This is a genomic window from Promicromonospora kroppenstedtii (assembly GCF_044389675.1).
Taxonomy (GTDB): Bacteria; Actinomycetota; Actinomycetes; order Actinomycetales; family Cellulomonadaceae; genus Promicromonospora; species Promicromonospora kroppenstedtii.
Genome location: NZ_JBIRYI010000004.1, coordinates 16,989 through 40,123, shown reverse-complemented (window position 1 = coordinate 40,123; position 23,135 = coordinate 16,989). Strand labels below are relative to the sequence as shown.

At 74.8% G+C, this 23,135-nt stretch carries 23 protein-coding genes and 1 riboswitch; of the genes, 16 read left to right on the top strand and 7 right to left on the bottom strand.

Translation table 11 applies throughout. From position 1 onward, the window contains the following. The first annotated feature begins 3 nt into the window (after positions 1–3). The 7 genes from ACH47X_RS07680 to ACH47X_RS07650 are packed head-to-tail and all read left to right on the top strand — an operon-like array spanning position 4 to position 6,376. The gene (locus ACH47X_RS07680; protein WP_397402968.1) at positions 4–1,047 is read left to right on the top strand and encodes a polyprenyl synthetase family protein; all 1,044 of its coding nucleotides are present in this window, start codon (positions 4–6) and stop codon (positions 1,045–1,047) included. Beyond that, positions 1,044–1,937, top strand: a complete 894-nt coding sequence (locus tag ACH47X_RS07675; RefSeq protein ID WP_397402966.1) for a phytoene/squalene synthase family protein — start codon at positions 1,044–1,046, stop codon at positions 1,935–1,937. Before ACH47X_RS07680 ends, ACH47X_RS07675 begins: the two co-directional genes overlap by 4 nt. Then, positions 1,925–3,490 carry a phytoene desaturase family protein gene (crtI, locus tag ACH47X_RS07670; RefSeq protein ID WP_397402964.1) on the top strand — a complete coding sequence of 522 codons (1,566 nt, stop codon included), beginning with the start codon at positions 1,925–1,927 and terminating at the stop codon, positions 3,488–3,490. The genes ACH47X_RS07675 and crtI overlap by 13 nt, the downstream gene beginning before the upstream one ends. Next, positions 3,487–3,855: a lycopene cyclase domain-containing protein gene (locus tag ACH47X_RS07665; RefSeq protein ID WP_036964223.1), complete on the top strand. Its 369-nt coding sequence runs from the start codon at positions 3,487–3,489 to the stop codon at positions 3,853–3,855. The genes crtI and ACH47X_RS07665 overlap by 4 nt, the downstream gene beginning before the upstream one ends. Continuing rightward, positions 3,852–4,172, top strand: coding sequence for a lycopene cyclase domain-containing protein (locus tag ACH47X_RS07660; protein WP_142037776.1), 321 nt, complete (start codon positions 3,852–3,854; stop codon positions 4,170–4,172). The genes ACH47X_RS07665 and ACH47X_RS07660 overlap by 4 nt, the downstream gene beginning before the upstream one ends. Continuing rightward, the gene (locus ACH47X_RS07655; protein WP_397402961.1) at positions 4,162–5,022 is read left to right on the top strand and encodes a prenyltransferase; all 861 of its coding nucleotides are present in this window, start codon (positions 4,162–4,164) and stop codon (positions 5,020–5,022) included. Before ACH47X_RS07660 ends, ACH47X_RS07655 begins: the two co-directional genes overlap by 11 nt. Before the next feature lie 10 nt (positions 5,023–5,032). Beyond that, complete coding sequence (locus ACH47X_RS07650; RefSeq protein ID WP_397402959.1) at positions 5,033–6,376, top strand: TIGR01777 family oxidoreductase; 1,344 nt, start codon at positions 5,033–5,035, stop codon at positions 6,374–6,376. Here ACH47X_RS07650 and ACH47X_RS07645 read toward each other — a convergent pair. Continuing rightward, positions 6,340–7,485, bottom strand: a complete 1,146-nt coding sequence (locus ACH47X_RS07645) for a VanZ family protein (protein ID WP_397402957.1) — start codon at positions 7,483–7,485, stop codon at positions 6,340–6,342. The genes ACH47X_RS07650 and ACH47X_RS07645 overlap by 37 nt on opposite strands. Positions 7,486–7,666: 181 nt before the next feature. Between ACH47X_RS07645 and ACH47X_RS07640 the strand changes: the two genes are divergently transcribed. Genes ACH47X_RS07640 through ACH47X_RS07625 form a run of 4 tightly spaced genes read left to right on the top strand, consistent with a single transcriptional unit; the run spans position 7,667 to position 11,776 of the window. Continuing rightward, entirely contained in the window at positions 7,667–8,680 is a 1,014-nt protein-coding gene (locus ACH47X_RS07640; protein WP_397402955.1) for a 2-keto-3-deoxygluconate permease, read from the top strand. Then, complete coding sequence (locus ACH47X_RS07635) at positions 8,677–9,918, top strand: four-carbon acid sugar kinase family protein (protein WP_397402953.1); 1,242 nt, start codon at positions 8,677–8,679, stop codon at positions 9,916–9,918. The genes ACH47X_RS07640 and ACH47X_RS07635 overlap by 4 nt, the downstream gene beginning before the upstream one ends. Further along, the gene (gene pdxA / locus ACH47X_RS07630; protein ID WP_397402951.1) at positions 9,915–10,958 is read left to right on the top strand and encodes a 4-hydroxythreonine-4-phosphate dehydrogenase PdxA; all 1,044 of its coding nucleotides are present in this window, start codon (positions 9,915–9,917) and stop codon (positions 10,956–10,958) included. Before ACH47X_RS07635 ends, pdxA begins: the two co-directional genes overlap by 4 nt. Further along, positions 10,916–11,776, top strand: coding sequence for a GntR family transcriptional regulator (locus ACH47X_RS07625; RefSeq protein WP_397402949.1), 861 nt, complete (start codon positions 10,916–10,918; stop codon positions 11,774–11,776). The genes pdxA and ACH47X_RS07625 overlap by 43 nt, the downstream gene beginning before the upstream one ends. A gap of 21 nt (positions 11,777–11,797) precedes the next feature. Here ACH47X_RS07625 and ACH47X_RS07620 read toward each other — a convergent pair whose 3' ends face one another. Further along, entirely contained in the window at positions 11,798–12,865 is a 1,068-nt protein-coding gene (locus ACH47X_RS07620) for a hypothetical protein (RefSeq protein WP_397402947.1), read from the bottom strand. A 132-nt stretch (positions 12,866–12,997) separates the two neighbouring features. Here ACH47X_RS07620 and ACH47X_RS07615 point away from each other — a divergent pair, with 132 nt between their 5' ends. After that, a complete protein-coding gene (locus ACH47X_RS07615) occupies positions 12,998–14,296 on the top strand; it encodes an erythromycin esterase family protein (protein WP_397402945.1) in 1,299 nt (432 codons plus the stop codon). A gap of 1 nt (position 14,297) precedes the next feature. Here ACH47X_RS07615 and ACH47X_RS07610 read toward each other — a convergent pair whose 3' ends face one another. Beyond that, on the bottom strand, positions 14,298–15,191 hold the full coding sequence (locus ACH47X_RS07610; protein WP_397402943.1) for an alpha/beta fold hydrolase: 894 nt from the start codon (positions 15,189–15,191) through the stop codon (positions 14,298–14,300). A 104-nt stretch (positions 15,192–15,295) separates the two neighbouring features. Here ACH47X_RS07610 and ACH47X_RS07605 point away from each other — a divergent pair, with 104 nt between their 5' ends. Both ACH47X_RS07605 and ACH47X_RS07600 read left to right on the top strand, forming a co-directional pair. Next, positions 15,296–15,565, top strand: coding sequence for a type II toxin-antitoxin system prevent-host-death family antitoxin (locus ACH47X_RS07605; protein WP_397402941.1), 270 nt, complete (start codon positions 15,296–15,298; stop codon positions 15,563–15,565). Continuing rightward, positions 15,555–15,995, top strand: coding sequence for a type II toxin-antitoxin system VapC family toxin (locus ACH47X_RS07600; RefSeq protein ID WP_397402939.1), 441 nt, complete (start codon positions 15,555–15,557; stop codon positions 15,993–15,995). The genes ACH47X_RS07605 and ACH47X_RS07600 overlap by 11 nt, the downstream gene beginning before the upstream one ends. A gap of 88 nt (positions 15,996–16,083) precedes the next feature. Here ACH47X_RS07600 and ACH47X_RS07595 read toward each other — a convergent pair whose 3' ends face one another. Together ACH47X_RS07595 and ACH47X_RS07590 are read right to left on the bottom strand one after the other, a co-directional pair. Continuing rightward, positions 16,084–18,795, bottom strand: a complete 2,712-nt coding sequence (locus tag ACH47X_RS07595; protein WP_397402937.1) for an ATP-binding protein — start codon at positions 18,793–18,795, stop codon at positions 16,084–16,086. A gap of 53 nt (positions 18,796–18,848) precedes the next feature. Then, positions 18,849–19,880 (bottom strand): alpha/beta fold hydrolase, encoded by a 1,032-nt coding sequence (locus tag ACH47X_RS07590; RefSeq protein ID WP_397402935.1) that lies wholly within the window; start codon positions 19,878–19,880, stop codon positions 18,849–18,851. Positions 19,881–19,993: 113 nt separating this feature from the next. On the opposite strand from ACH47X_RS07590, the gene ACH47X_RS07585 reads away from it, so the two are divergent. Beyond that, on the top strand, positions 19,994–21,586 hold the full coding sequence (locus ACH47X_RS07585) for a tannase/feruloyl esterase family alpha/beta hydrolase (RefSeq protein ID WP_397402933.1): 1,593 nt from the start codon (positions 19,994–19,996) through the stop codon (positions 21,584–21,586). On the opposite strand, the gene ACH47X_RS07580 is transcribed toward ACH47X_RS07585, so the two are convergent. After that, a complete protein-coding gene (locus ACH47X_RS07580; protein ID WP_036960621.1) occupies positions 21,561–21,875 on the bottom strand; it encodes a DMT family transporter in 315 nt (104 codons plus the stop codon). The two genes, ACH47X_RS07585 and ACH47X_RS07580, sit on opposite strands and share 26 nt — an antisense overlap. Before the next feature lie 12 nt (positions 21,876–21,887). Continuing rightward, a riboswitch (guanidine-III (ykkC-III) riboswitch) is annotated at positions 21,888–21,951 on the bottom strand. 26 nt (positions 21,952–21,977) lie between these two features. Here ACH47X_RS07580 and ACH47X_RS07575 point away from each other — a divergent pair. After that, positions 21,978–22,637, top strand: a complete 660-nt coding sequence (locus tag ACH47X_RS07575; RefSeq protein ID WP_397402930.1) for a DUF1345 domain-containing protein — start codon at positions 21,978–21,980, stop codon at positions 22,635–22,637. Between the two features lie 44 nt (positions 22,638–22,681). On the opposite strand, the gene ACH47X_RS07570 is transcribed toward ACH47X_RS07575, so the two are convergent. Next, complete coding sequence (locus ACH47X_RS07570; protein WP_397402928.1) at positions 22,682–23,038, bottom strand: hypothetical protein; 357 nt, start codon at positions 23,036–23,038, stop codon at positions 22,682–22,684. Between the last annotated feature and the right edge of the window lie 97 nt (positions 23,039–23,135).

Sequence of the window (23,135 nt, the reverse complement as noted above, 5' to 3'; positions counted from 1 at the left end):
GCCATGACCGAGACCCTGACCCGCGACCCGGTCGAGGTCGTGCTGTCCGACTTCTTCGCCGAGCGGACCCGGCGCGCCGCTCCCCTCGCGGAGCACTACGCGCTGCTGTGGCGGCGGCTGGCCCGGTCGAGCGAGGGCGGCAAGCGCCTGCGCCCCCGGCTCCTGCTCGACGCGCACCGCGCGTTCGGCGCCCCGCACCCCGAGGACGCCGCGCTCGCCGCGGCGGCCTTCGAGCTGGTGCACACCGCGCTGCTGCTGCACGACGACGTCCTCGACAAGGACCTCACCCGGCGCGGCCGCCCCAACCTCGCGGCAGAGTTCGCGACCGACGCGATCCGCAGCGGTCTGCCTGCCGGCGCCGCGGCCGCCTGGGGCACGGCCTCCGGCATCCTGGGCGGCGACCTGCTGCTCAGCTCCGCGTACGCGCTGGTCTCCCGCGTGCGGTCCGCAGGACGGGCCGAGCTGACCGACATCATCGACGAGGCCCTGTTCCGGGCGGCCGCGGGCGAGCACGACGACGTCGCGTTCGGCCTGGGCACGGCGCCGGCGACCCCGGAGCGCCTGCTGCGGATGATGGCGAACAAGACCGGCAGCTACTCGTTCGCCGGGCCGTTGCGTGCGGGCGGCGCGTTGGCCGGCGCGGGCGAGGAGGCGTCGGCCGACCTCGAACGGGTCGGCATCGCGCTGGGCATGCTCTACCAGGTGCGCGACGACCTGCTGGGCGTCTTCGGCGACCCGCTCCGCACGGGCAAGAGCACGACCGGCGACCTGCGTGAGGGCAAGCGGACCCTGCTCGTCGCCTGCGCCGAGGGGGACCCGGCCTGGACCGAGGTGCGGCACCTGTGGGGCAAGCCGGACCTGTCCGAGCACGAGGCCGATCTGTTGCGCACCGCCCTGATCGCCAGCGGCGCCCGCAACGCGGTCGCCGACCTGGTCGACGCCAAGCGGCGTGCCGCGGTCGCGACGATCGAGCGGACGACGCTGCCCGTCGCCCTGCGGCAGGGGCTCACCGGGCTCGCCGACCGGCTCGCGGAGCGTGAGTCGTGACCCCGTCGTCGTCCCTGGACCTGTACTCGCACACGGCCCACGCGGCCGCCGCGCAGGTCATCGGTGCCTACTCCACCTCGTTCAGCCTGGCCACGCGCCTGCTGCCGCCGTCGGTCCGCGGCATGGTCGAGGACATCTACGCTCTGGTCCGCGTGGCCGACGAGATCGTCGACGGCCCGGCCCAGGAGGCGGGGCTGGCGCACGACGAGCGCCGCGCAGCCCTGGACGCGCTGGAGCAGGAGACCTACGTGACGCTGGGCCGCGGGTTCAGCACCAACCTCGTGGTGCACGCGTTCGGCACCACGGCCCGGGCCGTCGGCATCGACGAGACGCTGGTCCGGCCCTTCTTCGCCTCGATGCGCCGTGACCTCGACCCGGTCGAGGCCCTCGACGACGAGGAGTACCGCGCGTACGTCCACGGTTCCGCCGAGGTGGTGGGACTGATGTGCCTGCGCGCGTTCCTGTACGGCCACGCCGTCCCGCCGGCCGTTCGCGCCCGCTTGGAGGAGGGTGCCCGGCGGCTCGGCGCGGCATTCCAGAAGATCAACTTCTTGCGTGACCTCGGCGACGACCAGGAGCGCCTGGGCCGCACCTACTTCCCCGGTGCGGGACCCGAGCGGCTGGACGAGGCGCGCAAGGCCGAGGTCGTCGCGGACGTCGACGCCGACCTCGCCGCCGCCAGGGCCGTGCTCCCGCTGCTGCCCCCCGGGCCGCGCCGGGCCACGGCCCTGGCCGCCGGACTGTTCTCGGAGGTGAACGAGCGCCTGCGCAACACACCCGCCGCGCAGCTGCACGTGCGGCGGGTCTCGGTACCGGCCGCGGTGAAGCTGCGTATCGCCGTGGCGACGCTGGCGGGCACTCAGACGAACAACAAGCGATGGGCCGCATGAACGGACGAGACGGGCAGCACGTGATCGTGGTGGGCGGCGGCATCTCAGGTCTCGCGACCGCCGCCCTCCTGGCCAGGGACGGCGCGTCGGTGACCCTGCTGGAGGCCCGCTCCGACCTGGGCGGGCGCGCGGGACGCTGGGAGCGGGACGGGTTCACGTTCGACACCGGCCCCTCCTGGTACCTCATGCCCGAGGTGTTCGAGCACTTCTTCCGCCTGCTCGGCACGAGCGCGGCCGACGAGCTGGACCTGGTGCGCCTCGACCCGTCCTACCGGGTGTTCTTCGAGGGCGACCAGGAGCCGTTCGACCTGCCTGCCGACGGCGCCCGCGAGGCGCTGCTCGCGCTCGACCCGCCGTCGGCCCCGAAGCTCGAGGCGTACCTGGACTCGGCGGCCGAGACGTACCGAATCGCCACCGAGCGCTTCCTGTACGCGACGTTCGCCTCGGCGGCGCCGCTGCTGGACCCCGCCGTGGTGCGTCGCGCCCCGCGCCTGCTGCGTCTGCTCGGCGAGTCGCTGGACCACTTCATCGCCCGGCACACCACGGACGACCGGGTGCGCCGCATCCTCGGCTACCCCGCCGTGTTCCTCGGCACCTCGCCCGCCTCGGCACCGAGCATGTACCACCTGATGAGCCACCTCGACGTGACCCAGGGCGTGCTCTACCCGCGCGGCGGGTTCGGTGCGGTGATCGACGCCGTCGCCCGGTGCGCCGAGCGGGCGGGCGCCAAGCTGTTCACGAGCCACCGGGTCACCCGCATCACCGTGTCGGACGACGGCGCCGCGACCGGCGTCGAGGTCACCGGACCGGACGGCAGCACGCAGCACCTGCCCGCCGACGTCGTGGTCTCCACGGCGGACCTGCACGTCACCGAGCACGAGCTGCTGGACCCCGAGCACCGCAGCCGCGGCGACCGCTGGTGGAAGCGCCGCGATCCCGGACCGGGCGCGGTGCTGGCCCTGCTGGGCGTGCGTGGCGAGCTGCCGCGGCTCGCCCACCACTCGCTGCTGTTCGCCGAGGACTGGCAGGGCGGCTTCGAGTCCATCTACGGCGCCGCGCGCACGGTGCCGTCGCCCACGTCGCTGTACGTCTGCCGCCCGAGCGCCACGGACGACGTCGCTCCGCCCGGGCACGAGAACCTCTTCGTGCTCGTGCCGGTGCCGGCCGACACGACGATCGGCGCGGGCGGCGTCGACGGCGCCGGGGACCCGGGCGTGGAGAGGATCGTGGACGACGCGATCGCGCAGATCGCGGGCTGGACGGGCACGCCGGACCTCGCCGAGCGGATCGTCGTGCGGCGCAGCATCGGGCCCGCGGACTTCGAGCGGGACCTCGGCGCCTGGCGCGGCGGCGCGCTCGGGCCGGGCCACACACTGCGCCAGAGCGCGATGTTCCGCGGTTCGAACGCCTCCTCCCGGGTGTCGAACCTGCTCTACGCGGGGGCGACGACCATCCCCGGTATCGGCCTGCCCATGTGCCTGATCAGCGCGGAGCTGGTGCTCAAGCGTCTCCACGGCGACACCAGCGCCGGCCCTCTCCAGGAGGTGGCATGAGCTTCGTCTACCTGGCCGTGCTGCTGTTCTCCGCCGCGGGCGTGCTGATCGTGGACTGGCGGTACCGCCTCTTCTGCTGGGCCGAACCGGCCCGGGCCGCGGCGGTCCTCGTGGCCGGCACGGTGTTCTTCGTCCTGTGGGACCTGGCCGGCATCGGGCTGGGCGTGTTCTTCCACGGCGCCGGCCCGTACATGACCGGGCTCATGCTCGCCCCGGAGCTGCCTGTCGAGGAGCTCGTGTTCCTGGCGTTCCTGTGCGAGCTCACGATGGTGCTCGTGCTCGGCGCCCAGCGTCTGCTGTCCCGCCAGGGTGCGACGCGCGCCCGCCAGGCGACCGCGCGGACCCGCCACGAGGCGGGCCGATGACCTACCTGCTGCTCGCGCTGGCCTTCCTCGCGGCGGCGGCCCTGGTCGCGTTCGTCGCACACCGGGTCGCGGCCCGGCGCCGCGGGGAACGCCCCCTGGGGTGGCGCCCGATCGTCCTGGCCGCCGTCGCCCTGTGCGTGCTGACCGCCGTGTTCGACAACGTGATGATCGCCAGCGGCCTGTTCGCCTACTCCGACGCGCACATCTCGGGCCTGCGGCTCGGGCTCGCGCCGGTCGAGGACTTCGCATATCCCCTGGCGGGCGTGATCCTGCTGCCCGCCCTCTGGTACCTGTTCGGGAGTCGACGTGCTCGCTGACCTCGCGCGCGCGTCGCGCCCCTTGAGCTGGATCAACACGGCCTACCCGTTCGCGGCCGCGTACCTGCTGGCCACCGGTGAGGTGGACGTCGCCCTCGTCGTGGGCACCCTGTTCTTCCTCGTGCCCTACAACCTGGCGCTGTACGGGATCAACGACGTGTTCGACTACGCCTCCGACCTGGCCAACCCCCGCAAGGGTGGCGTCGAGGGCGCGCTGCTGTCGCCGCGGCGACACCGCCCGATCCTCGTGGCGTCCGTCGCGACCTGCGTGCCGTTCGTCCTCGCGCTGGTGCTGCTCGGGCCGCCGTCCTCCTGGTTGGTGCTCGCGGTCAGCCTCTTCGCGCTGGTCGCCTACTCCGCGCCGCCGTTCCGGTTCAAGGAGGTGCCGGTGCTGGACTCCCTGACGTCCAGCGTGCACTTCGTGAGCCCGGCGGTGTACGGGCTGGCGCTCGCACAGGCCGCGCCGACGCCGCAGACCTTCGCCGCGCTCGGCGCGTTCCTGCTGTGGGGCATGGCCAGCCACGCGTTCGGCGCCGTCCAGGACGTGGTGCCCGACCGCGAGGGGCGCATCTCCTCGATCGCCACGGCGTTCGGGGCGGCGACCACGGTGCGGCTCGCGCTGGGCGCGTGGGTGGTCGCGGGCGCGCTCGTGGTCACCACGGGCTGGCCCACCGCGCTGCTGGGACTGCTCGCCGTCCCCTACCTCGTGCTCGCGGCGCCCTACGCGAAGGTGAGCGACGAGGACTCCGCCCGCGCCAACGGCGGCTGGCGTCATTTCCTGTGGGTCAACTACGCCGCCGGCGCGGTCGTGACGATCCTCCTGATCGCGGACGCGGCAGGCTACCTGTAGGGAGGGAAGCATGACTCTGCACATGTCGAGCGTCGTGGCACACCCACGGTCCGAGGTCTTCGCGTGGCACGAGCGCCCCGGCGCGGTCCAGCGGCTCGCCCCGCCGTGGTCGCCCCTGACGGTGGTCAGGGAGGCGACGTCGCTGGACGGCGGCGAGGCCGTGCTGCGGCTGCCGCTCGGCCTGCGCTGGGTCGCGCGGCACACCGGCTACGCGCCGCCGGAGCGGTTCGTCGACGAGCTGGTCTCCGCGCCGCTGCGCTGGGTGGTGCCGTGGCGGCACACCCACGAGTTCCACGCCGAGGGCGACCGCACCCGCATCACCGACACCGTGGACACCCCGGTGCCCGAGGCGGTGCTGCGGTCCATGTTCGCCTACCGGCACCGCCAGCTCGGCCTCGACCTCGCCGTGCAGGCCAGCGCCCGCAACGCCGGCGACCGGCCCATGACCGTGGCGATCACCGGCAGCAACGGCCTGGTCGGCGGGGCCCTGGCGCCGTTCCTGACCACCGCCGGCCACCGCGTGGTGCGGTTGGTACGCGGCACCCCGCACGGGCCCGACGAGCGCCGCTGGGACCCGCAGGCCCCCGCCGAGGACCTGCTGGAGGGCGTCGATGCCGTGGTCCACCTGGCCGGCGCGTCGATCGCGGGCCGCTTCACCGACGCGCACCGTGCCGCCATCCGCGGCTCCCGCATCGGCCCGACGACGGCGCTCGCCGGGCTGGCCGCACGCACGCCCGACGGGCCGCGGGTGTTCGTCAGCGCCTCCGCGATCGGCTTCTACGGCCCCGACCGCGGCGACGAGGTGCTGGCCGAGACCAGCGCCCGCGGCGACGGTTTCCTCGCCGACGTCGTGCACGACTGGGAGCAGGCCACCGCGCACGCCGCCGAGGCGGGCGTGCGCGTGGTCAACGTGCGCACCGGCCTGGTGCAGTCACCGCGCGGCGGCACGCTGCGGCTGTTCCACCCGCTGTTCGCCGCCGGGCTGGGCGGCCGCCTGGGTGACGGGCAGATGTGGCAGTCCTGGATCGGCATCGACGACCTCGTCGACGTCTACCACCGCGCGCTGTACGACGAGCGCCTGACCGGGCCGGTCAACGCCGTCGCCCCCACCCCGGTGCGCAACGCCGCCTACACCGCCACGCTCGGGGCGGTGCTGCGCCGCCCGGCCCTGCTGCCCGTGCCGGCGCTGGGGCCGAGGCTGCTGCTGGGCGACGAGGGGGCGGCCGAGCTGGCACGAGCCAGCCAGCGCGTCTCCCCCGAGGCGCTGCTCGACCGGGGCCACCGGTTCCGGCACCCCACCCTGGAACCGGCGCTGCGTCACCTGCTCGGCAAGGACCCGCGGCCCCGGGCCTGACCCTCCGGCGCCAGGGCGCGCGCGTCGACGAGCTGGTAGGGGGCGGCCTTGCCCGACAGGCCCCGCCGGCCACGGGTGAACAGCACAGCCAGCACCAGCACGGTCGCGACCGTCGTCGCCAGCCCCTGCGCGGCGTCGAACCGGTCGGCCAACGCCTGGAGCAGACCCCACAGCGCGCCCCCGGCCAGCCCGCGCCGCAGCCGGGCCGACGGCGCCAGGCGCGTACCGCCGTCGGGCGGCACCACCGCGAGCCAGACCGTGCGCTGACCCAGCGACTCCCCCGCACCCGTGACCAGCGGCAGCACGAAGACCAGCACCCACGCCAGCACGCTCGTGGCCAGCCACACGGCCAGGGAGTCCGCCGGAGCGCGGCCGGACACGAGGTAGTAGCCCAGGCCCAGGGTCAGGGCGAGCACCCCGCCCAGGACCGTGTAGGCCAGGTAGTCCACGACCATGCCGAACAGGCGGCGCCACAGCGTCAGGGGCCGCGGCGTGCCCCGGCCCGCCGCGAGCGTCCGCGCGCGCGGCATCCAGCGCAGCACCCACGGCGCGATCACCGCGCCGAGCACCCCGCCCAGGGTGTTGGTGAGCAGGTCGTCGACGTCGGCCAGCCGGTAGGAGCACGGGATCAGGCCGAAGATGCCGGTGAGCTGCGTGACCTCGATCAGCAGCGACGCCCCCAGCGCCGACGCCGCGGACGCGAGCAGCCCCCAGCCCAGGTAGCGCCGCACCAGCACGCCCCACGGCACGAACAGCACCACGTTGAACACGCCCTGCAGCACCGAGATGTCGCGCACCGCGGCGCCCAGGGACAGCCCGGCGGTGCGCTCGCGGATGTCGGTGACGATCTGCAGGGGGCGCAGCTGGGCGCCGTCGTACCCGTAGCTCGCGCACCAGGCCGCCAGGTCGCCCGACGGCAGCGGGAGCAGCGTGTACGCCACGAGGGCCGTGCCGTAGACGGCGAGCGCCGCCGCCCCGAGCAGGCGGGCCGGGCTGGTGGCGCCGTACCGGCGTACCTGGACCAGGAGGATCGGGATGAGCAGGGCCACGAAGAGGGCAGTTCCGACCAGCACGCCTATCCGGGCGGGCCAGGTCCACACGTCGGTCACCCGGAAACGCTATGCGCCGGGTGAAGTCCGCGCGCGCCGGGGCCGTACGCAGGGGACTTGCCCGCCGCGCGTTCCGTCCCGTACTTTGTCCGTACTTTCTTGTCCTGACAATTGCGACCACCGCCGACCGCGCACAACGAGAGGTTCCGCCATGGATGCCGGACTGACACCGAGATCGACCGTGCCCCTCTACGACTGGATGAACAAGATCCCGGGTGGGCTGATGCTCGTGCCGCTGATCCTGGGCTCGGTCGTCGGGACGTTCTTCCCCGGCTTCCTCGAGCTGGGCTCGTTCACCACCGCCCTGTTCAAGGACTCGGCGCTGCCGCTCATCGCCGTCCTGATCTTCGCCACCGGGATGCAGATCACGGCGCGCACGTCGGGACCGGTGCTCGCCACCACGGGGACACTGCTGCTCACGAAGTCCCTGATCCCCGCCGGACTCGTCGCGCTGGCCGGCGCCGTCTTCGGGATCGAGGGCTTCCTCGGGGTCTCGATCCTGGCCCTCATGGCGACCATCGACAACAGCAACGGCGGCCTGTGGCTCGCCTTCACGGGCCGGTACGGCGACGAGCGGGACCGCGGCGCCTACATGGCGTCCGCCATCAACGACGGCCCGTTCATCTCGATGCTGTTCCTCGGCGCGTCCGGCCTGGCCGACATCCCCCTGACGGCGTTCCTCGCGGCACTCGTCCCGCTCGTCCTGGGCTTCGTCGTCGGCAACCTCGACCCGCGCTGGACCGAGATCATGCGCCCGGTGCCGAACATCGTCATCCCGTTCTTCGCGTTCGCCCTCGGCACCGGGATCGACCTGCGCGACGTCGTGACCGGCGGCGCCTCGGGCATCCTGGTCGGCGTCTTCGCCGTGCTCCTGACGGCGGCGCTGACCTACTCGGGCTACCGGTTCATCCTGCGGCGCGGCATCAAGTCCGGCATCGCGATCTCCGCCGCCACCACGGCGGGCAACGCCGTCGCGACGCCCGCGATCATCGCCGGGGTGGACCCCACGTTCGAGCCGTACGTCGCGGTCGCCACCGCGCAGGTCGCCTCGGCCGTGCTGGTCAGCGCCATCCTGGCGCCGCTCCTGGCCACGTTCGTGCTCAAGCGACAGGGCGGGCTCGCCCCTTCGGACGACGCCCCCGCCGCGGGCTCGCCCGCCGAGGCCGCGGCCGGCGAGGGGCGCGGCACCGCATGAGCGAGCACACCGTCTGCGTCGTCGCCGACGACCTCACCGGAGCCGGGGACTGCGTGGTGCAGTTCGCCCACGCCGGCTGGACCAGCCACCTGGCCCTCGGCCCGGCGCTGCCCACCGGCGAGCGCGCCGCGGTCGCCGTGGTCACCGACGCCCGGGCGCTCGCCGACGCCGCCGCCGCAGCCGCGACGGGGGCCGCCGTGCGGGCGCTGGCCGGCGCCGGCCGCCTCTACGTCAAGATCGACTCGACGCTGCGCGGCAGCGTCGCGGCCCAGGTCAGCGGGGCCCTGACCGCCTGGCGCGAGCGGGTCCCCGGCGCGTTCGCCGTGGTCTGCCCGAGCTACCCCACGCTGGGGCGGACGGTCCGCGACGGGGTGCTCCTGGTCGACGGCGTGCCGGTCGCCGCCACGGTCGCCGGGCGCGACCCCGTCACCCCGGTCCGCGCGAGCGAGCTGACCGCACTCCTGCCGGGCGCCGTCCGGGTGTCGTCCGACGGCGACGCAGCGGCGCTCGCGGGCCGCCTCGCCGAGGCGGGCGCGGACGCGGACACCGTGGTGGTCGACGCCGCGGACGACGCCGGGCTGGAGCGCCTCGCCGACGCCGTGGTGCTGCTCGGCGCCCACGCCGTGCCCGTCGGCTCGGCCGGGCTGGCCGCGGCCCTCGCCCCGCGGTGGGGCGGGAGCCACGCGGGGCTCGCGCCGCCGCGGGTCACCGCCGAGCGCACGCTCGTGGTGCTGAGCTCCCTGAACGAGGTCTCCCGCGGGCAGGCCCACGAGCTGCTGACCGCCGAACCCGGAACGCTGCTCATCACCCCGGAGGCCGGAACCGGCCCGGACGAGCAGGCCGCGCGGGCGCTGGGTGCCGTCGCGGCCGCGCCCGCGACGGTCCTGGTCCGCACGCCGGAGCCGTCCGGACCCGCCGGGACCGGGCGGGAGCGCGCCGCCCACGCGGCCGGTGCGCTGGCCGACCTGGTCGCCGCCGTCACCGAGCGCATGCGCCCCGACGCTGTCGTCCTGATCGGGGGCGACGGCGCCCGCGCGGTCCTCGCCCGGCTCGGAGCCCGCAGCGTGCGGGTGGCCGGGTCCGTCGCCGAGGGCGTGCCGCTCGGGCACCTCGAAGGCGGGCCCGCGCACGACACCGTCGTCGTCACCAAGGCGGGCGGGTTCGGCACCCGCCGGACCGTCGTCGACGTCCTCGAAAGCCTGAGATCGTACTCTTCGCACCAGGAGGTAAACCCTTGAGCATCCCCACCCTCGCCGTCACGCTCGGCGACGTCGCAGGCATCGGCCCGGAGATCACGGCCAAGGCCCTGCTCGGTCACGACGACCTGCGTGCCCTGTGCGTACCCGTGGTCGTGGGCGACGCCGGTGCGCTGCGCCGCGCCGTCGCCGCGATCGGCGGCGACCCGGAGCGGGTCCGCGTGATCGCGTCCCCGGCCGAGGCCACCAACACGCCGGGCACGATCGAGCTGCTCCAGACCGGACCGTCGCTGGCCGACGTCCCGGTCGGCGAGATCAGCGCGGCGGCCGGCGACGGCGCCTACCGGTTCGTCGTCGAGGCCTGCCGGCTGGCCCGGGAGGGCCAGGTGGACGGCATCGTCACGCCGCCGCTGAACAAGGCCGCGATGCACGCCGGCGGGCACAGGTGGCCCGGGCACACGGAGCTGCTCGCCCACGAGTTCGGGGTCAAGAACTTCAGCCTCGTGCTGTCGGCCGGTGACCTGTACTTCTTCCACCTGACGACACACGTCTCGCTGCGCCAGGCCATCGAGGACATCACGCCGGAGCGCACCCGCGACGTGCTCGACCTGGCGGGCGCGTTCACGGCGGCGCTGGGCCGCCCGGACGAGGCCATCGGGCTCGCGGGCCTGAACCCGCACGCCGGCGAGAACCGCCTGTTCGGCGACGAGGACGCCGACGTGCTGGCCCCCGCGGTCGAGGCGGCGCGCGCCCGCGGCCTCAACGCCCACGGCCCGCTCCCCGCCGACGCCCTGATCCCCGCCGCGGTCAAGGGGAAGTGGAACATGGTCGTCGCCTGCTACCACGACCAGGGGCACGCCCCGTTCAAGGCCGTGTACGGCGACGACGGCGTGAACATCACCGTGGGGCTGCCCGTGGTGCGCGTCTCGGTGGACCACGGCACCGCGTTCGACATCGCAGGGCAGGGCATCGCCCGGGAGGCCAGTCTCGTGCTCGCGATCGAACGGGCCGCCGGCCTCGCCCCCGGCTGGGACCACGTGTGGCGGACGGCGCAGCAGAGCGCCCCGAGCGCGGCGAGCTGACCGTGACCCGCCCCGCACCCGACGGCCAGCCGCTCCACCGGCGCATCGGCAGCGAGCTGCGCGCCCAGATCCTGGGCCGCACGCTCGCGCCCGGCGCGCAGGTACCCACCGAGGCCGAGCTGCAGGAACGCTACGGCGTCTCCCGCTCCGTGGTGCGCCAGGCCCTGGCGTCGCTGGAGCAGGAGGGGCTCGTGGAGCGGCGTCGGGGGCGGGGCACGACCGTACGGGAGCGTGGCGAGCTGCACCGCCTGGTGCAGCGCGTCCCGGGCCTGTCGACCCAGGTCGAGGGCGAGGGCGTGCACGTGACCACGCACGTCCTGGAGCTCGGGCTGGAGCCCGCGTCCGAGGCGACCGGCGAGCTCGCCTCCGAGCGGGTGCTGCGCCTGCGTCGCCTGCGCAGCGCCGGCGACGAGCCGCTCGCCCTCATCGAGACCTGGCTGCCCGAGGAGCTCGGGGACCTGAGCGCCGAGGAGCTGACCGACACGTCGCTGCACGCCACGATCCAGCGCCGGTTCGGTACCCACGTGGTGGCGGGCCGGCGGCAGGTCCGGGCCGTGGGCGCCGACGCCGACACGGCGGAGCTGCTCCGGGTGACCGCCGGGACGCCGGTGCTGCTGCTCGAGGGCACCAGCACCGACGAGGCCGCCCGGCCCGTCGAGGTGTTCCGCACCTGGCACCGCGCGGACCGCGTGGTCTTCGACATCAACGTGATCCAGGAGCCCCGGACCTCCACCGGCAGTCTCCGCGAACGCCTCGACGCCCTCGGCCGCGAGATGCTCGACCTGGCTCGGGAGCTGGAGCGTGCCGAGGGCCGCTGAACCGTGCCGGCCACCCAGCCGTCAGACGCCGGGGGCCACCCAGTCCTCGTCGTCCAGCACCCACTCCGTCCCGGCGCCCTCCGGCTGCACGGTGTCGATGAGCCAGTACGTCTCGTCGGGGTTCCACCCGGCGATGACGCTCGCCACGCCGTCGTCGACCGGGATCGCCGTGCCCGCGGCCACGAGGTAGGCCGCGGGGGTGAGGTGCACGGCGTCGTGCACGGCGGCGACCGCCGCCCAGTCGGGCAGCGCCCAGCGCCCCACGCGGCCGGTGGTGCTGTACCAGTCGTGCCGCTTCTGGGCGGTCACCTCCAGGGGGTACTCGCGGCACAGCGCCGCCCAGGCTTCCGGGCCGTCCACCTCCAGCACGCGCGCTCCGGCGGGGACCGCCACGCGGTGGGTCACGGCCCGCTCCCACCCCATGTCGTCCTCCACCAGCCGCAGGCCCACCGGCCCGTGCGGGCCGAGCCCACGCGAGGTGTGCGTCAGGTCCGACGGCGGCGCGGACCACCAGGTACCGCTGAACGGCGCCGTCGGGTCGCTGGGCCGGTCGGTCTGCGCGCGCCGCTCCTCGTCCACCACCTCGGCGCGCCACCAGGTCAGGCGCTCCGCCACGGTCGCGGTCGCACCCGAGGTGCGGCCGTCCCAGATGACCGCGTGCTGGTCCTCGCGGGCCAGCGGCGCGCTCCACCAGTCCACGGTCGCGGACCCGGCGACGTGCGCGGCGACCCGCTCCAGCGCGGCCCGCACCACGGGCGTGGCGGCGAGCAGGTCCTCGCCGTCCGGCTCCTGCCAGTACCTGGCGGCGCGCACCGCCTGGGCGAGCGTGCTCAGGGCGGTCCCCTGGTCGAGCGCGGGGAGGCGGAGGCCGGCCAGCAGGGACGCGACGGCTTCGGGCGTCGCACGCGGCCCCGGCTCGCGGTGACCCGAGCCGAAGAACGACACGACCGTGTCGTCGCGCGCCGGGTCCAGCTCGTAGCCCGCCGACATCACGGCCGCCGCGAGCGGCAGGTCGGCTGCGGCGGCGTACTCCAGCAGGAACCGGCGCCCGCGCCAGCCGCTGAGCAGCATCTCTGGTGTGATCGCCATCATTCGCTCCCTCGTCGACGGCGTCCGCACCGTAACCCGCCTCCCACCGGCTCGCAGCAGCATTTATCGGCGGCGTTGCGCCGTGAGCGCACACCACACCGTCCGGCGCGGGCCAGGCGATACGTTCGCCGGATGAGCGACGACCTGACCGCGTGGCTGCGCGCGAACGCGCGGCGGCTGGCCACTCTCGACCCGGACGGCGACGACGCCGACCTGCTGCCTCTCCTGGAGATCGTCGGCGAGGCGCGGGTCGTCGCGGTCGGCGAGTCGATGCACCGGGTCCACGAGATGTACCAGGTGCGGCACCGGATCCTGCGGTTCCTGGCGCGGCACGGGTTCACCGCCTACGTCATGGAGTCCGGCTTCCCCGAGGGCCGCCTCGTGGACGACTGGGTCGCGGGCCGGAGCGGACTGCCGGTGCGCGAGGTGCTGGAGCGCGGCGTCACCTACAGCATGGGCCGCTGCCAGGAGATGCTCGACCTGCTGACCTGGCTGCGGACCACCGGCGGCATCCGGTTCTACGGCGCGGACGTGCCGGACTCGGCCGCGAGCGCCCGGCCGGCGGTCGAGGCGGTGGCGAGCTTCCTGGACGACGTCGACCCGGGTTACGCGGCGCGCGTGCGCGCCGAGCTGCTGCCGCTGTTCGGCTACCTGCCGTCCGACCGGACGGGGATCGCGCAGGCCGCGCCCGCGCTGCACGCGTACATCGCGCAGCCGCAGGCCGAGCGGGCGGCCCTGACGGCGCTGGTCGGTGAGCTGGCCGAGCGGGTCCGGGCACGCCGCGTCGACTACCTGGAGGCCGGGGCCGACCCGGAGCGTGTGGCGTTCGCTCAGCACGCGGCCCGCGTCGCGCGGCAGACGGACGCGTTCCTGGCCGCGATGCCCACCGGGGCGACGCGCACCTATCCCCCGGGCAACGTCCGCGACCTCACCCTGGCGGACACCGTCGAGTGGGTGCTGGAACGTGAGCCACGCGTGGTGGTCGCCGCCGCGAACGGCCACGTGCAGCGCACACCGTTCCACGCGCCGCCGTTCGTGCCGGAGCCGATGACGACGATGGGCCGCGAGCTCGCCGACCGGCTCGGGGACGACCTGGTGGTGCTGGGCACCACGTTCGGTGGCGGCACGGCCTGGCTGCACCGGCCGGGACCCGACGACGCCCCGGGGCACTCGACGCCGTTCACCCAGGACCTCGGCGAACCGGACCCGAGGAGCCTCGACGCGGTGCTGGCCGCCCCCGGCCTGGGCTCGTACTACGTGGACCTGCGCACCGCCGACGGCGCGGCCGCAGCGGCCCTGGACGCGACACGCGGCACGCACAACGGCGCGGAGCTGCAGCTCGTCGACGCGCGGCGGGCGTTCGACGCCGTGGTGCACGTCGACCGGGTGACGCCGTGGCACACGTGGATCCCGATGCTGCCGGGGCGCTGACTCAGGCCGCGACCAGGCGCCGGGTCTCCGCCGCGACCGTCTTCCAGCACGCCGGCGGCAGGTCGTGCCCGAGGTCGTCGAGCACCATGAGCTTGGCACCCGGGATCGCCCGGGCCGTGGCCCGGGCGCCCGCCGTCCGGATGACGGGGTCGTCCTGGCCGTGCAGCACCAGCGTCGGCGCGCCGATCTCGCGCAGCCGTCCGCCGTGCCACCGGGCACGCAGCAGGCGACCCAGCGCCGTGAGGTCGCGCGGCCCGGCGTCGAGCCCGCGCTCGATCCGCTCGCGGGCCGCGTCCTCGTCGGCGGGGTTGGCCGGGGACGCCATGAGCTTCGCGACGGCCAGGGAGGCCGCGACGTCGCCGTCGTGCCCCTCGGGGTACCGCTTCGTGGCGAGCCGCGCGGCCAGCCCCAGATGCAGGTAGCGCGGGATGTCGCGCCACGACATGTCGCTCGGCGGGGCGTCGCACGAGACGAGGCCGAGCACCCGCTCCGGATGCCGCAGCGCGAACCGTTGCGCCACGATCCCGCCCAGCGAGTGCCCGAACACGACGGCGCGGTCCCAGCCGACGGCGTCGAGCACCGCGGCGGCGTCGTCGACGACGTCCTCGGACGTGTAGGGCACGGTCCCGGTGCCCAGCAACGCCGTGAACGAGCCGCTGCGCTCGCCCGGACGGAACCTGGTCGACGCGCCCGTGTCCCGCTGGTCGTACCGGACCACGTCGAAGCCCTCGTCGGCGAACGCCTGGCACAGCCCGTCCGACCACCAGCACCGGGAGACGGCGAGCCCCATCACGAGCAGGAGCGGGACGCCGCCGCCCGGTCCGAACCGGTCGTAGGCGATCTCGACGTCGCCGTGAGCTGCGAAGCGGGTCGGCGACCACAGGTCGGTTGCCATCAGAGCATTGTTACCCGGACAGCGAGGAAAGGCCGGGGATACCGCGTGGCCCGAGTCCCGGCACGGTGTAGCACCGTGTAGCACACCATGGCACAATCGAAGGCATGAGCACTCAGCCAGAGATCACCCAGCGCGACCTGCGCGCGCGCTCGAAGGAGATCATGGACGCCGTCCAATCCGGGCACTCGTTCACGGTCACCCGCGACGGCCATCAGATCGGTGAGCTGGTCCCACTCCGCCGCCGTCGGCGGTTCGTCCCCCGCGCCGAGTTCGCCGCCATGTCGCAGGCAGGTCCGCGGATGTCTCTGGAAGCGTTCCGCGCCGACCAGGAAGCAACGATCGACGACGAGGTCACCGACCCCTATGAGCGCTGAGCCGACCCAGGGCCTGGTTGACACGAACATCCTGATCCTGCGGGACCGGATCGATCTCGCCGAGCTGCCGGACGAGATGGCCATCAGCGCCATGACCCTCGCCGAGCTCTCCGCCGGACCACACCTGGTGCGCCCGGACAGCACCGAGTACGACGAGCACGTCGAGCGAGCACGCCGCATCGATGTGCTCCAGCGGGTCGAGAACGAGTTCGACCCCATCCCCTTCGGCGCCGAGGCCGCCCGGGTCTACGGCCGGATCACCGCGGGCGTCGTCGCCATCGGACGCACGCCCCGCCGCCGCGCCGTCGACCTCATGATCGCCGCCACCGCCGTCGCCGAGGGCCTCACTCTCTACACGTCGAACCCGGACGACTTCAAAGGGCTCGAACACGCCCTGACGGTCAGCCCGGTCACTCGGCCGACCGACTGAGCCGCCACCTCCCCTGAACCCCTGCCCGACAGCCGTTCCCTGCCGACGTTCGCCGCCTGCGCCGTCGACGACGCCGTGAGCGGCGCGCTCAGCGATCCCGCAGTGCCCCCGCCAGCTCGCGCCTCGAGGTGATCCCGAGCTTGCCGAACACCTTGCGCAGGTGCCACTCCACGGTGCGCGGGCTGAGGAACAGCTCCGCGCCGATCTCCGGGTTGGTCCGGCCGGCCACCGCCAGCCGCGCGATCTGCGCCTCCTGGGCGGTCAGCGCGTCCGCCGCGACCGCACCGCGCTTGCGCACCGTCTCGCCCGTGGCCGCCAGCTCCCGTGCGGACCGGCCGGCGAAGCCCTCCGCGCCCGCCCGCGCGAACACCTCGTGCGCGGCCCGCAGGTGGTCCCGTGCGTCACCACGCCGGTTCTCGCGGCGCAGCCACTCGCCGTACAGCAGCCGGGCTCGTGCCGCCAGCACCGTCAGGCGCGTGCCGCCCAGCAGCTCGACCGCCTCGCGGTAGCGGTCCTCCGCGGCGTCCGCGGGACCGGCCAGCGCGTCCGCGAGGGCCTGCGCGCCCAGGGCCCAGCACGTCCCGGCGGCAGTCGTCCGTTCGGTGAGGCGCTCGCGCGCCTCGCCCGCCGCCGCCTCGTCCCCGGTGCGGGCCGCGGCCTCGACCAGCTCGCCGAGCGTCCAGCCGGTCAGGGCGAGGTCGTCGTGGGCGACGGCGCTGCGTGCGGCCGCCAGGGCGGCCGGGTACCGGCCGAGCCCGTTGTGCAGCACGGCCCCGGCGTAGCCCGCCAGGCCGAGCCAGCGGCCCTCGCCCCGGGCCTCGGCCTCGCGGACGGTCGCGCCGATCAGGCGGGTCGCGGCCTCCTCGGCGCCCTGGTGCGCGGCGAGGGTGAGCGCCGCGGACGGGTGCGAGGGCCCGGGGGCGACCGACCCGGCCTCGCCGAGCAGGGCGGACGCCTCGGCGAACCGCCCCTCCGCGACCAGGGCGCCGGCCCGGAACGTGAGGGCCGTGGGCAGCAGTGAGCGTGCGCCGGTCGCCCGGGCCGTGCCGAGCGCCTGCTCGGTGAGCCGGTGCCAGGCGCCGTCGTCCCACAGCTCGTGGGCGACCGGCGCGGACAGCCACAGCAGCGCCGCCTCGCCGTCGGGCAGCGCCGACAGGGCCCGGCGCAGGTGCGGGACGGCGTCGGCGTACCCGGCGAGGACCCGTTCGGTGAGACCGGTCAGGAACAGACCGGCGGCGTCGTGGCCGGGCGGCATGCCGCGCGCTGCCTCGGCGGCGCGGCGCAGGTCGCCGTCGCCGAGCCGGCCTGCGTGCATCGCGGCGCCGAGCGCCCAGAGGTAGGTCTCACGGGCGGCGCCCGGGTCCAGCTCCGCGAGCCGCCGCGCGGCCTCCAGCAGGGGCGTCACCGCGCCCCGGCCGCGGTCGAGCGCGAACGCGACCTGGGCCCGCAGCCGCTCCGCTCCGGCGCGCTGCAGCGGGTCGAGCGGGCCGAGCTCCGCGGCCGACAGCAGCGCGGGCACCGCGTCCAGCGCGCCGGACGCGAACCGGGCGCGCGCGGCGGCCAGCACGCGCGCGGCGCGGGGCTTGGGGTCCTTGGTCAGCTCGGCGGCGCGCTCCAGGAACGCCGCGGCGGCGGACCGCCCGCCGCGGGCCAGCGCCCGGTCGGCGGTGCGCTCCAGCTCGGCGGCGACGTCGTTGTCCGGCCCGAGCGCCGCGTGCGCGCGGTGCCACGCGTGCCGGTCGGGGTCCTGGCCCGGGTCGGTCACCTCGGCGAGCGCGCGGTGCACGGCGCGCAGCTCGGCGGGGTCGGCCGAGCGCCAGCACGCCGAGCGCACCAGCGGGTGGTGGAACCGGACCCGGGTGCCGATCCGCACCAGGCCCGCGGCCTCGGCCGGCGCGGCGGCGTCCGGCCCGACACCGAGGCGGTCCAGGGCGCGCCACAGCAGCGGCACGTCGCCGACCGGCTCGACGGCCGCGGCAAGCAGCAGCACGCGGGTGTCCGCCGGGAGCGCCGCGAGCCGCCGCTGGAACCCCGCCTCGACCCGGTCCACGACGGGTGTCGGGCTCGGGGCGCCGAACCCGAACGCGAGCTCGGCCGGGGTCAGCCCGCGGGGCAGCTCCAGCAACGCGAGGGGGTTGCCGTGCGTCTCGGCGAGGATGCGCTCCCGGACGTGGCCGTCGACCGGGCCGGGCAGCACGGTGTCGAGCAGCGCCATCGCGTCGTCGGCGGGCAGGCCGGCGACGCGCAGCTCGGGCAGGCCCGGCAGCACCTCTTCGTCGCCCGGGCTGCGCAGGGCGAAGACCAGGGCGACCGACTCGGCCTCCAGGCGGCGGGCCACGAAGGTCAGGATCACCTGCGACATGCGGTCGACCCACTGCAGGTCGTCCACGAGGCAGACCAGCGGCCGCTCCGCGGCGGCCTCGGCGAACAGCCCGAGCACGGCGAGCCCCACGAGGAGCGCCTCGGGCGGCTCACCGGGGCCGAGCCCGAACGCGGTGGCGAGGGTGTCGCGCTGTGGCTCCGGAAGCCGGTCGAGGTGGTCGAGCAGCGGCGCGCAGAGGTGCTGGAGCGCCGAGTAGGCGATCTCGGACTCCGGCTCCACACCGACCGTGCGGACCACCCGGGCGGTCCCGGCCCCCGCGGCCAGGTGGTCCAGCAGCGCGGACTTGCCGATACCGGCCTCGCCCCGCAGCACCAGCACACGGCTGTGCCCGGCCCGGACCTCGCGCAGCAGCTCGTCGAGCGTGCCGGTCTCACGCCGTCTGCCGCGCAGCACGCTTCCCACCGTCTCGCTCGCCACACGCACCTCCTCGCGGAGGTTACACCGGGCGGTTTCTCAGCCCGGGCGGCCGCTCACAGCCGGTCTGCGTCGACGACGGCGCGGGCGAAGGCCGCGGGCGCCTCCTGCGGCACGTTGTGGCCGACCCCGCGGAACGTGCGGTGGTCGTACGGCCCGGTGAACATGGCGCGGTAGCCCGCGCCCTCGCCGGGCGGCGTGAACGGGTCGAGCTCGCCGTCGATCGTCACCGTCGGCACCGCGATCCTCGGCCCGGCCGCGAGCCGCGCCTCGACGTCGTCGAACCGGGGGTCGCCGTCCGCCAGGCCGAGGCGCCAGCGGTAGTTGTGCAGCACGATCGCGGCGTAGTCGGGGTTGGTGAACGCGGCCGCCGTCCGGTCGAAGGTGGCGTCGTCGAAGCGCCAGGTGGGCGAGCTGAACGTCCACACCACGCGGGCCAGCTCCTTGCGGTAGTGCTCGTCCTGCAGCCCCAGCCGCCCGCGCTCGGTGGCGAAGTAGTACTGGTACCACCACGCCCACTCCCGCTCGGGCTCGATGGGCGCCTCGTTGGCCGCGCGGTTGGTGATGAGGTAGCCGGTCACCGACACGAGCGCGCGGACCCGCTCGGGCCACAGGGCGGCGACGATGTCGGCGGTCCGCGAGCCCCAGTCGTACCCGGCCAGCACCGCGCGGCGGACGTGCAGGGCGTCCAGCAACGCGACGACGTCCCTGGCGACCACGTACTGCTGGGCGTTGCGGAACGTGTCGGCCGACAGGAACGTGGTGCTGCCGTGTCCGCGCAGGTACGGCACGATCACGCGGTAGCCGCGCGCGGCGAGCAGGGGCGCGACCTCGGCGTAGCTGTGGATGTCGTACGGCCAGCCGTGCAGCAGCACCACCGGGGTGCCCCCGGCAGGCCCCAGCTCCGCGTAGCCGACATCGAGCTCGCCGGCCCGGACCTGCTTGATCACGGGGAACGACGGCGGCGTTGCGACCGGGGCAGGGCGGGCGGCCACGGGCTGCGCGGCCGCGGCGGGCACGGCGGCGCCACCCACCGCGGCGGAGGTCGCGAGCAGCCCTGCGGTCCTGACGAATGTCCTTCTGTCCATGGGCACCACCGTCGCAGCGCGGGCCTGCCGTCGCGCCCGGGGGCATCCCTGGTGTGCACACCAGGGTGTCCCCCTGGGGCGGCCCGGGTACCCGCCGGGACAGGGTGTGCAGCATGAACAAGCTAGCCATCATCATGACGGCGCTGGTGTCGGTGTCGGCCGCCGGGCTGCTGCCCATGGCTGCGCCGGCGAGCGGTCCCGCCGAGGGCGCACACCCCGCGTCGTCGGCGTGCTCCGCCGTGCCCGTCTCCGCGCCGCGCGGTGCCCACGTCGAGTCCGTGACCGCCCAGGCGTACCCCGCCGGGACAGTCACCTTCCCCGAGGCCACGCCGCCGCTGCAGACCCCTGCCCCGATCCCCGACGTCCCCGCCCGCTGCGAGATCACGGTGACCCTCACGCACGGCCGGGCCGGCGACCACGAGACCGTCAAGGTCGCGCTGCCGCAGGACCGGGCCGCCTGGTCGGGCCGCTTCCAGGCCACCGGCGGCAGCGCGTACCTGGCCGGCGACCTGGGCGCCACCCTGGTGGCGGCCGTGAAGAACGGATACGCCGCGGCGGCCACCGACGCGGGTATCGGCCAGTCCCCCGCCGACGTCAGCGGCTGGGCGCTGACGCCGGACGGGCGGGTGAACGAGCCGCTCCTGGAGAACTTCGCGTCACGTTCGGTGCACGACCTCGCGGTGGTCGGCAAGTCCGTGACCAAGGAGTTCTACGGGCGCAAGGCCACCTACTCCTACTGGAACGGCTGCTCCACGGGCGGCCGCCAGGGCTACGTGGCCGCGCAGGAGTACCCCACGGACTTCCAGGGCATCCTGGCCGGTGCGCCCGCGGTGAGCTGGGACCGGTTCGCCGTGGCCACCCTGTGGCCGCAGGTCGTGTTCAACGAGGAGGACGTCGCTCCCGCGCCGTGCGTGCTGGAGGCCTTCAACACCGCGGCCGTCGAGGCCTGCGACACCGCGGACGGCGTACGGGACGGCGTCATCGACGATCCACGCGGCTGCCGGTGGGACCCGCGTGAGCTGGTGGGCACCCGGGTCGACTGCGACGGAGCGACGCACACCATCACGCCGCAGCTGGCCGACGCGGTCCGCAAGATCTGGCAGGGCCCGGTCTCCAGCAGCGGGCGTCCGCTCTGGTACGGGCCGAACAAGGGCGCGGCGTTCAGCTGGCTCGCCAACCCCGGCCAGCCCTTCGTGGTGGCCGACCAGTGGGTCAGGTACTTCGTCGCGAAGGACCCGGGCCTGGACACCACGCACCTGACCTACGGGCAGTTCGACCGCCTCTTCGCGACGTCGCAGCGTGACTTCCACTCGGTGATCGGCAGCGACGACCCGGACCTGTCCGCATTCGCCCGCTCCGGCGGCAAGCTGCTGAGCTGGCACGGCCAGGCCGACCAGCTCGTGCCCACGCAGGGCACGGTCGACTACCGCGAGCACGTCAACCGGGCCATGGGCGGCAACGCCCGGGTCGACTCCTTCTACCGCCTGTTCCTGCCCCCGGGCGTGGAGCACTGCGGCATCGGCACCGACCCGCTGGGCTCCCTGGTGGAGTGGGTCGAGCAGGGGCACGCGCCCGCGACGCTGCCGGCCGTCGTCACCGACGGTGACGGCAACACCGTGACGCGCGAGGTGTGCCGCTACCCGCAGGTGACCCGGCGGGTCGGTACCGACGTCCGCTGCGTCAGTGGGTCAGCTTCAACCCGATAACACAGCCGATCAGGCCCGCGATCAGCAGGACGCGGACCACGGAGAGGGGTTCGGCGCCCGTGGCCATCGCCCAGGCGACGGTGGTCGCGGCGCCGATCCCCACCCAGACCGCGTAGGCGGTCCCGACGGGCAGGTCGCGCAGCGCGAAGGCGAGGCCGCCCATGCTCGCGACGAGGGCGACGCCGAACACGATGCTCGGCACGACGTTGCTGAAGCCCTCCGACCGGCTCAGGGCGGTGGCCCAGACGGCCTCCAGCAGGCCGGACAGGACAAGGACGATCCACGACACGGTGTGCTCCTCAAGATGCCGTCTTGTCGCACACCGGGTACGGCAACCCTCGTCCGGGAGCCCCTGTGGGCTCTGCCTCGATCTTCGCACACACTGGGGTGCATGACGGAGCAGATGACGGGCATGCGGCGGCTGAGCAGCGTGCTGGACGGCCCGCACGCCGTGCGGATCGTCGTGTCGTTGCTGGTCGGCGCCCTGCTCGGCTGGCTGCTGGCGTGGGACTCCACGGCGGCGGCCCTGCTCGGCGGCTGGGCCGGCGCCGGGCTCGTGTTCGTCGGCTGGACGGCACTGGTCATCGTCCCGATGGACCCGAGGGCCACCAGCGAGCATGCCGTGCGCGAGGAGCCCACCCGCGGCATCGCGCACGTGATCGTGCTGCTCGCCGCCGTGGCGAGCCTGGGCGGGATCGTTGTCGTGCTCGTCGGCGGCGTCCGGGCCGACGGCACCGTCACCACGGCCGCCGTCCTCACCTCGGTGGTGGTGTCCTGGGCCTGCGTGCACACGGTGTTCGCGCTGCACTACGCCCGCGCCTACTACACGGCGCCGGCGGGCGGCATCGACTTCCACCAGACAGCGCCGCCCCGGTACACCGACTTCACCTACCTGGCGGTGACCGTCGGCATGAGCTTCGCCGTCTCGGACACCGACCTCGGCTCCTCCGAGATGCGCCGGATCGCGCAGGTGCACGCGCTGCTCGCCTACCTGTTCGGCACCGTGATCGTGGCCCTGCTGATCAACCTGGTGGCCGGGCTCGCAAACTGAGGCGGGGCCGCCGTCCGACGTCGGACGGCGGCCCCGCCGCTGGATCAGCCGGCCGGCTCGAAGCTGCGCCCGTCGAACCCGATGAAGCTGTGGATGTCGCTCGCCGGGAAGGTCAGCGCCCGGCCCGTGCAGTCGGTGCTCTCGTACACCCGGATGCCCGTCGCGGTCTCGTTGAGCTCCGCGTGCACGACGAACGGCAGGGTCGTGCAGCCCGTCCCCGCGTCGGGGTACGTCACGGTCTGGCCCGTGAACGCACCCGACCAGAACGTGAGGTCGCCGTCGGCCGCCGAGGCCGCCGTCGGGACGGCGACGGCGAGCAGGCCGGCCACCGCCAGGGCGGCGGCCGCGAGACGCTTCTTGGCACGGATCATGGTGTTCTCCTTCGAGAAGGTCGGAGTCATGAACGCGACCGCAATCGGCGGTCACTGCGTACGACGAGGCCGGAGGGCGAAAGGTTCACCCGTTTCGGGTGAATGTCCGTCGCCGCCCTCACCTTTC

Coding starts and splice junctions, on each gene's coding strand:
- ACH47X_RS07590 (WP_397402935.1), bottom strand. CDS start 19,880: ATGGACAGAAGGACATTCGTCAGGACCGCAGGGCTGCTCGCGACCTCC.
- ACH47X_RS07615 (WP_397402945.1), top strand. CDS start 12,998: ATGAGCGACGACCTGACCGCGTGGCTGCGCGCGAACGCGCGGCGGCTG.
- ACH47X_RS07660 (WP_142037776.1), top strand. CDS start 3,852: ATGACCTACCTGCTGCTCGCGCTGGCCTTCCTCGCGGCGGCGGCCCTG.
- ACH47X_RS07575 (WP_397402930.1), top strand. CDS start 21,978: ATGACGGAGCAGATGACGGGCATGCGGCGGCTGAGCAGCGTGCTGGAC.
- ACH47X_RS07650 (WP_397402959.1), top strand. CDS start 5,033: ATGACTCTGCACATGTCGAGCGTCGTGGCACACCCACGGTCCGAGGTC.
- ACH47X_RS07620 (WP_397402947.1), bottom strand. CDS start 12,865: ATGGCGATCACACCAGAGATGCTGCTCAGCGGCTGGCGCGGGCGCCGG.
- ACH47X_RS07610 (WP_397402943.1), bottom strand. CDS start 15,191: ATGGCAACCGACCTGTGGTCGCCGACCCGCTTCGCAGCTCACGGCGAC.
- crtI (WP_397402964.1), top strand. CDS start 1,925: ATGGGCCGCATGAACGGACGAGACGGGCAGCACGTGATCGTGGTGGGC.
- ACH47X_RS07585 (WP_397402933.1), top strand. CDS start 19,994: ATGAACAAGCTAGCCATCATCATGACGGCGCTGGTGTCGGTGTCGGCC.
- ACH47X_RS07570 (WP_397402928.1), bottom strand. CDS start 23,038: ATGACTCCGACCTTCTCGAAGGAGAACACCATGATCCGTGCCAAGAAG.
- ACH47X_RS07680 (WP_397402968.1), top strand. CDS start 4: ATGACCGAGACCCTGACCCGCGACCCGGTCGAGGTCGTGCTGTCCGAC.
- ACH47X_RS07665 (WP_036964223.1), top strand. CDS start 3,487: ATGAGCTTCGTCTACCTGGCCGTGCTGCTGTTCTCCGCCGCGGGCGTG.
- ACH47X_RS07605 (WP_397402941.1), top strand. CDS start 15,296: ATGAGCACTCAGCCAGAGATCACCCAGCGCGACCTGCGCGCGCGCTCG.
- ACH47X_RS07635 (WP_397402953.1), top strand. CDS start 8,677: ATGAGCGAGCACACCGTCTGCGTCGTCGCCGACGACCTCACCGGAGCC.
- ACH47X_RS07600 (WP_397402939.1), top strand. CDS start 15,555: ATGAGCGCTGAGCCGACCCAGGGCCTGGTTGACACGAACATCCTGATC.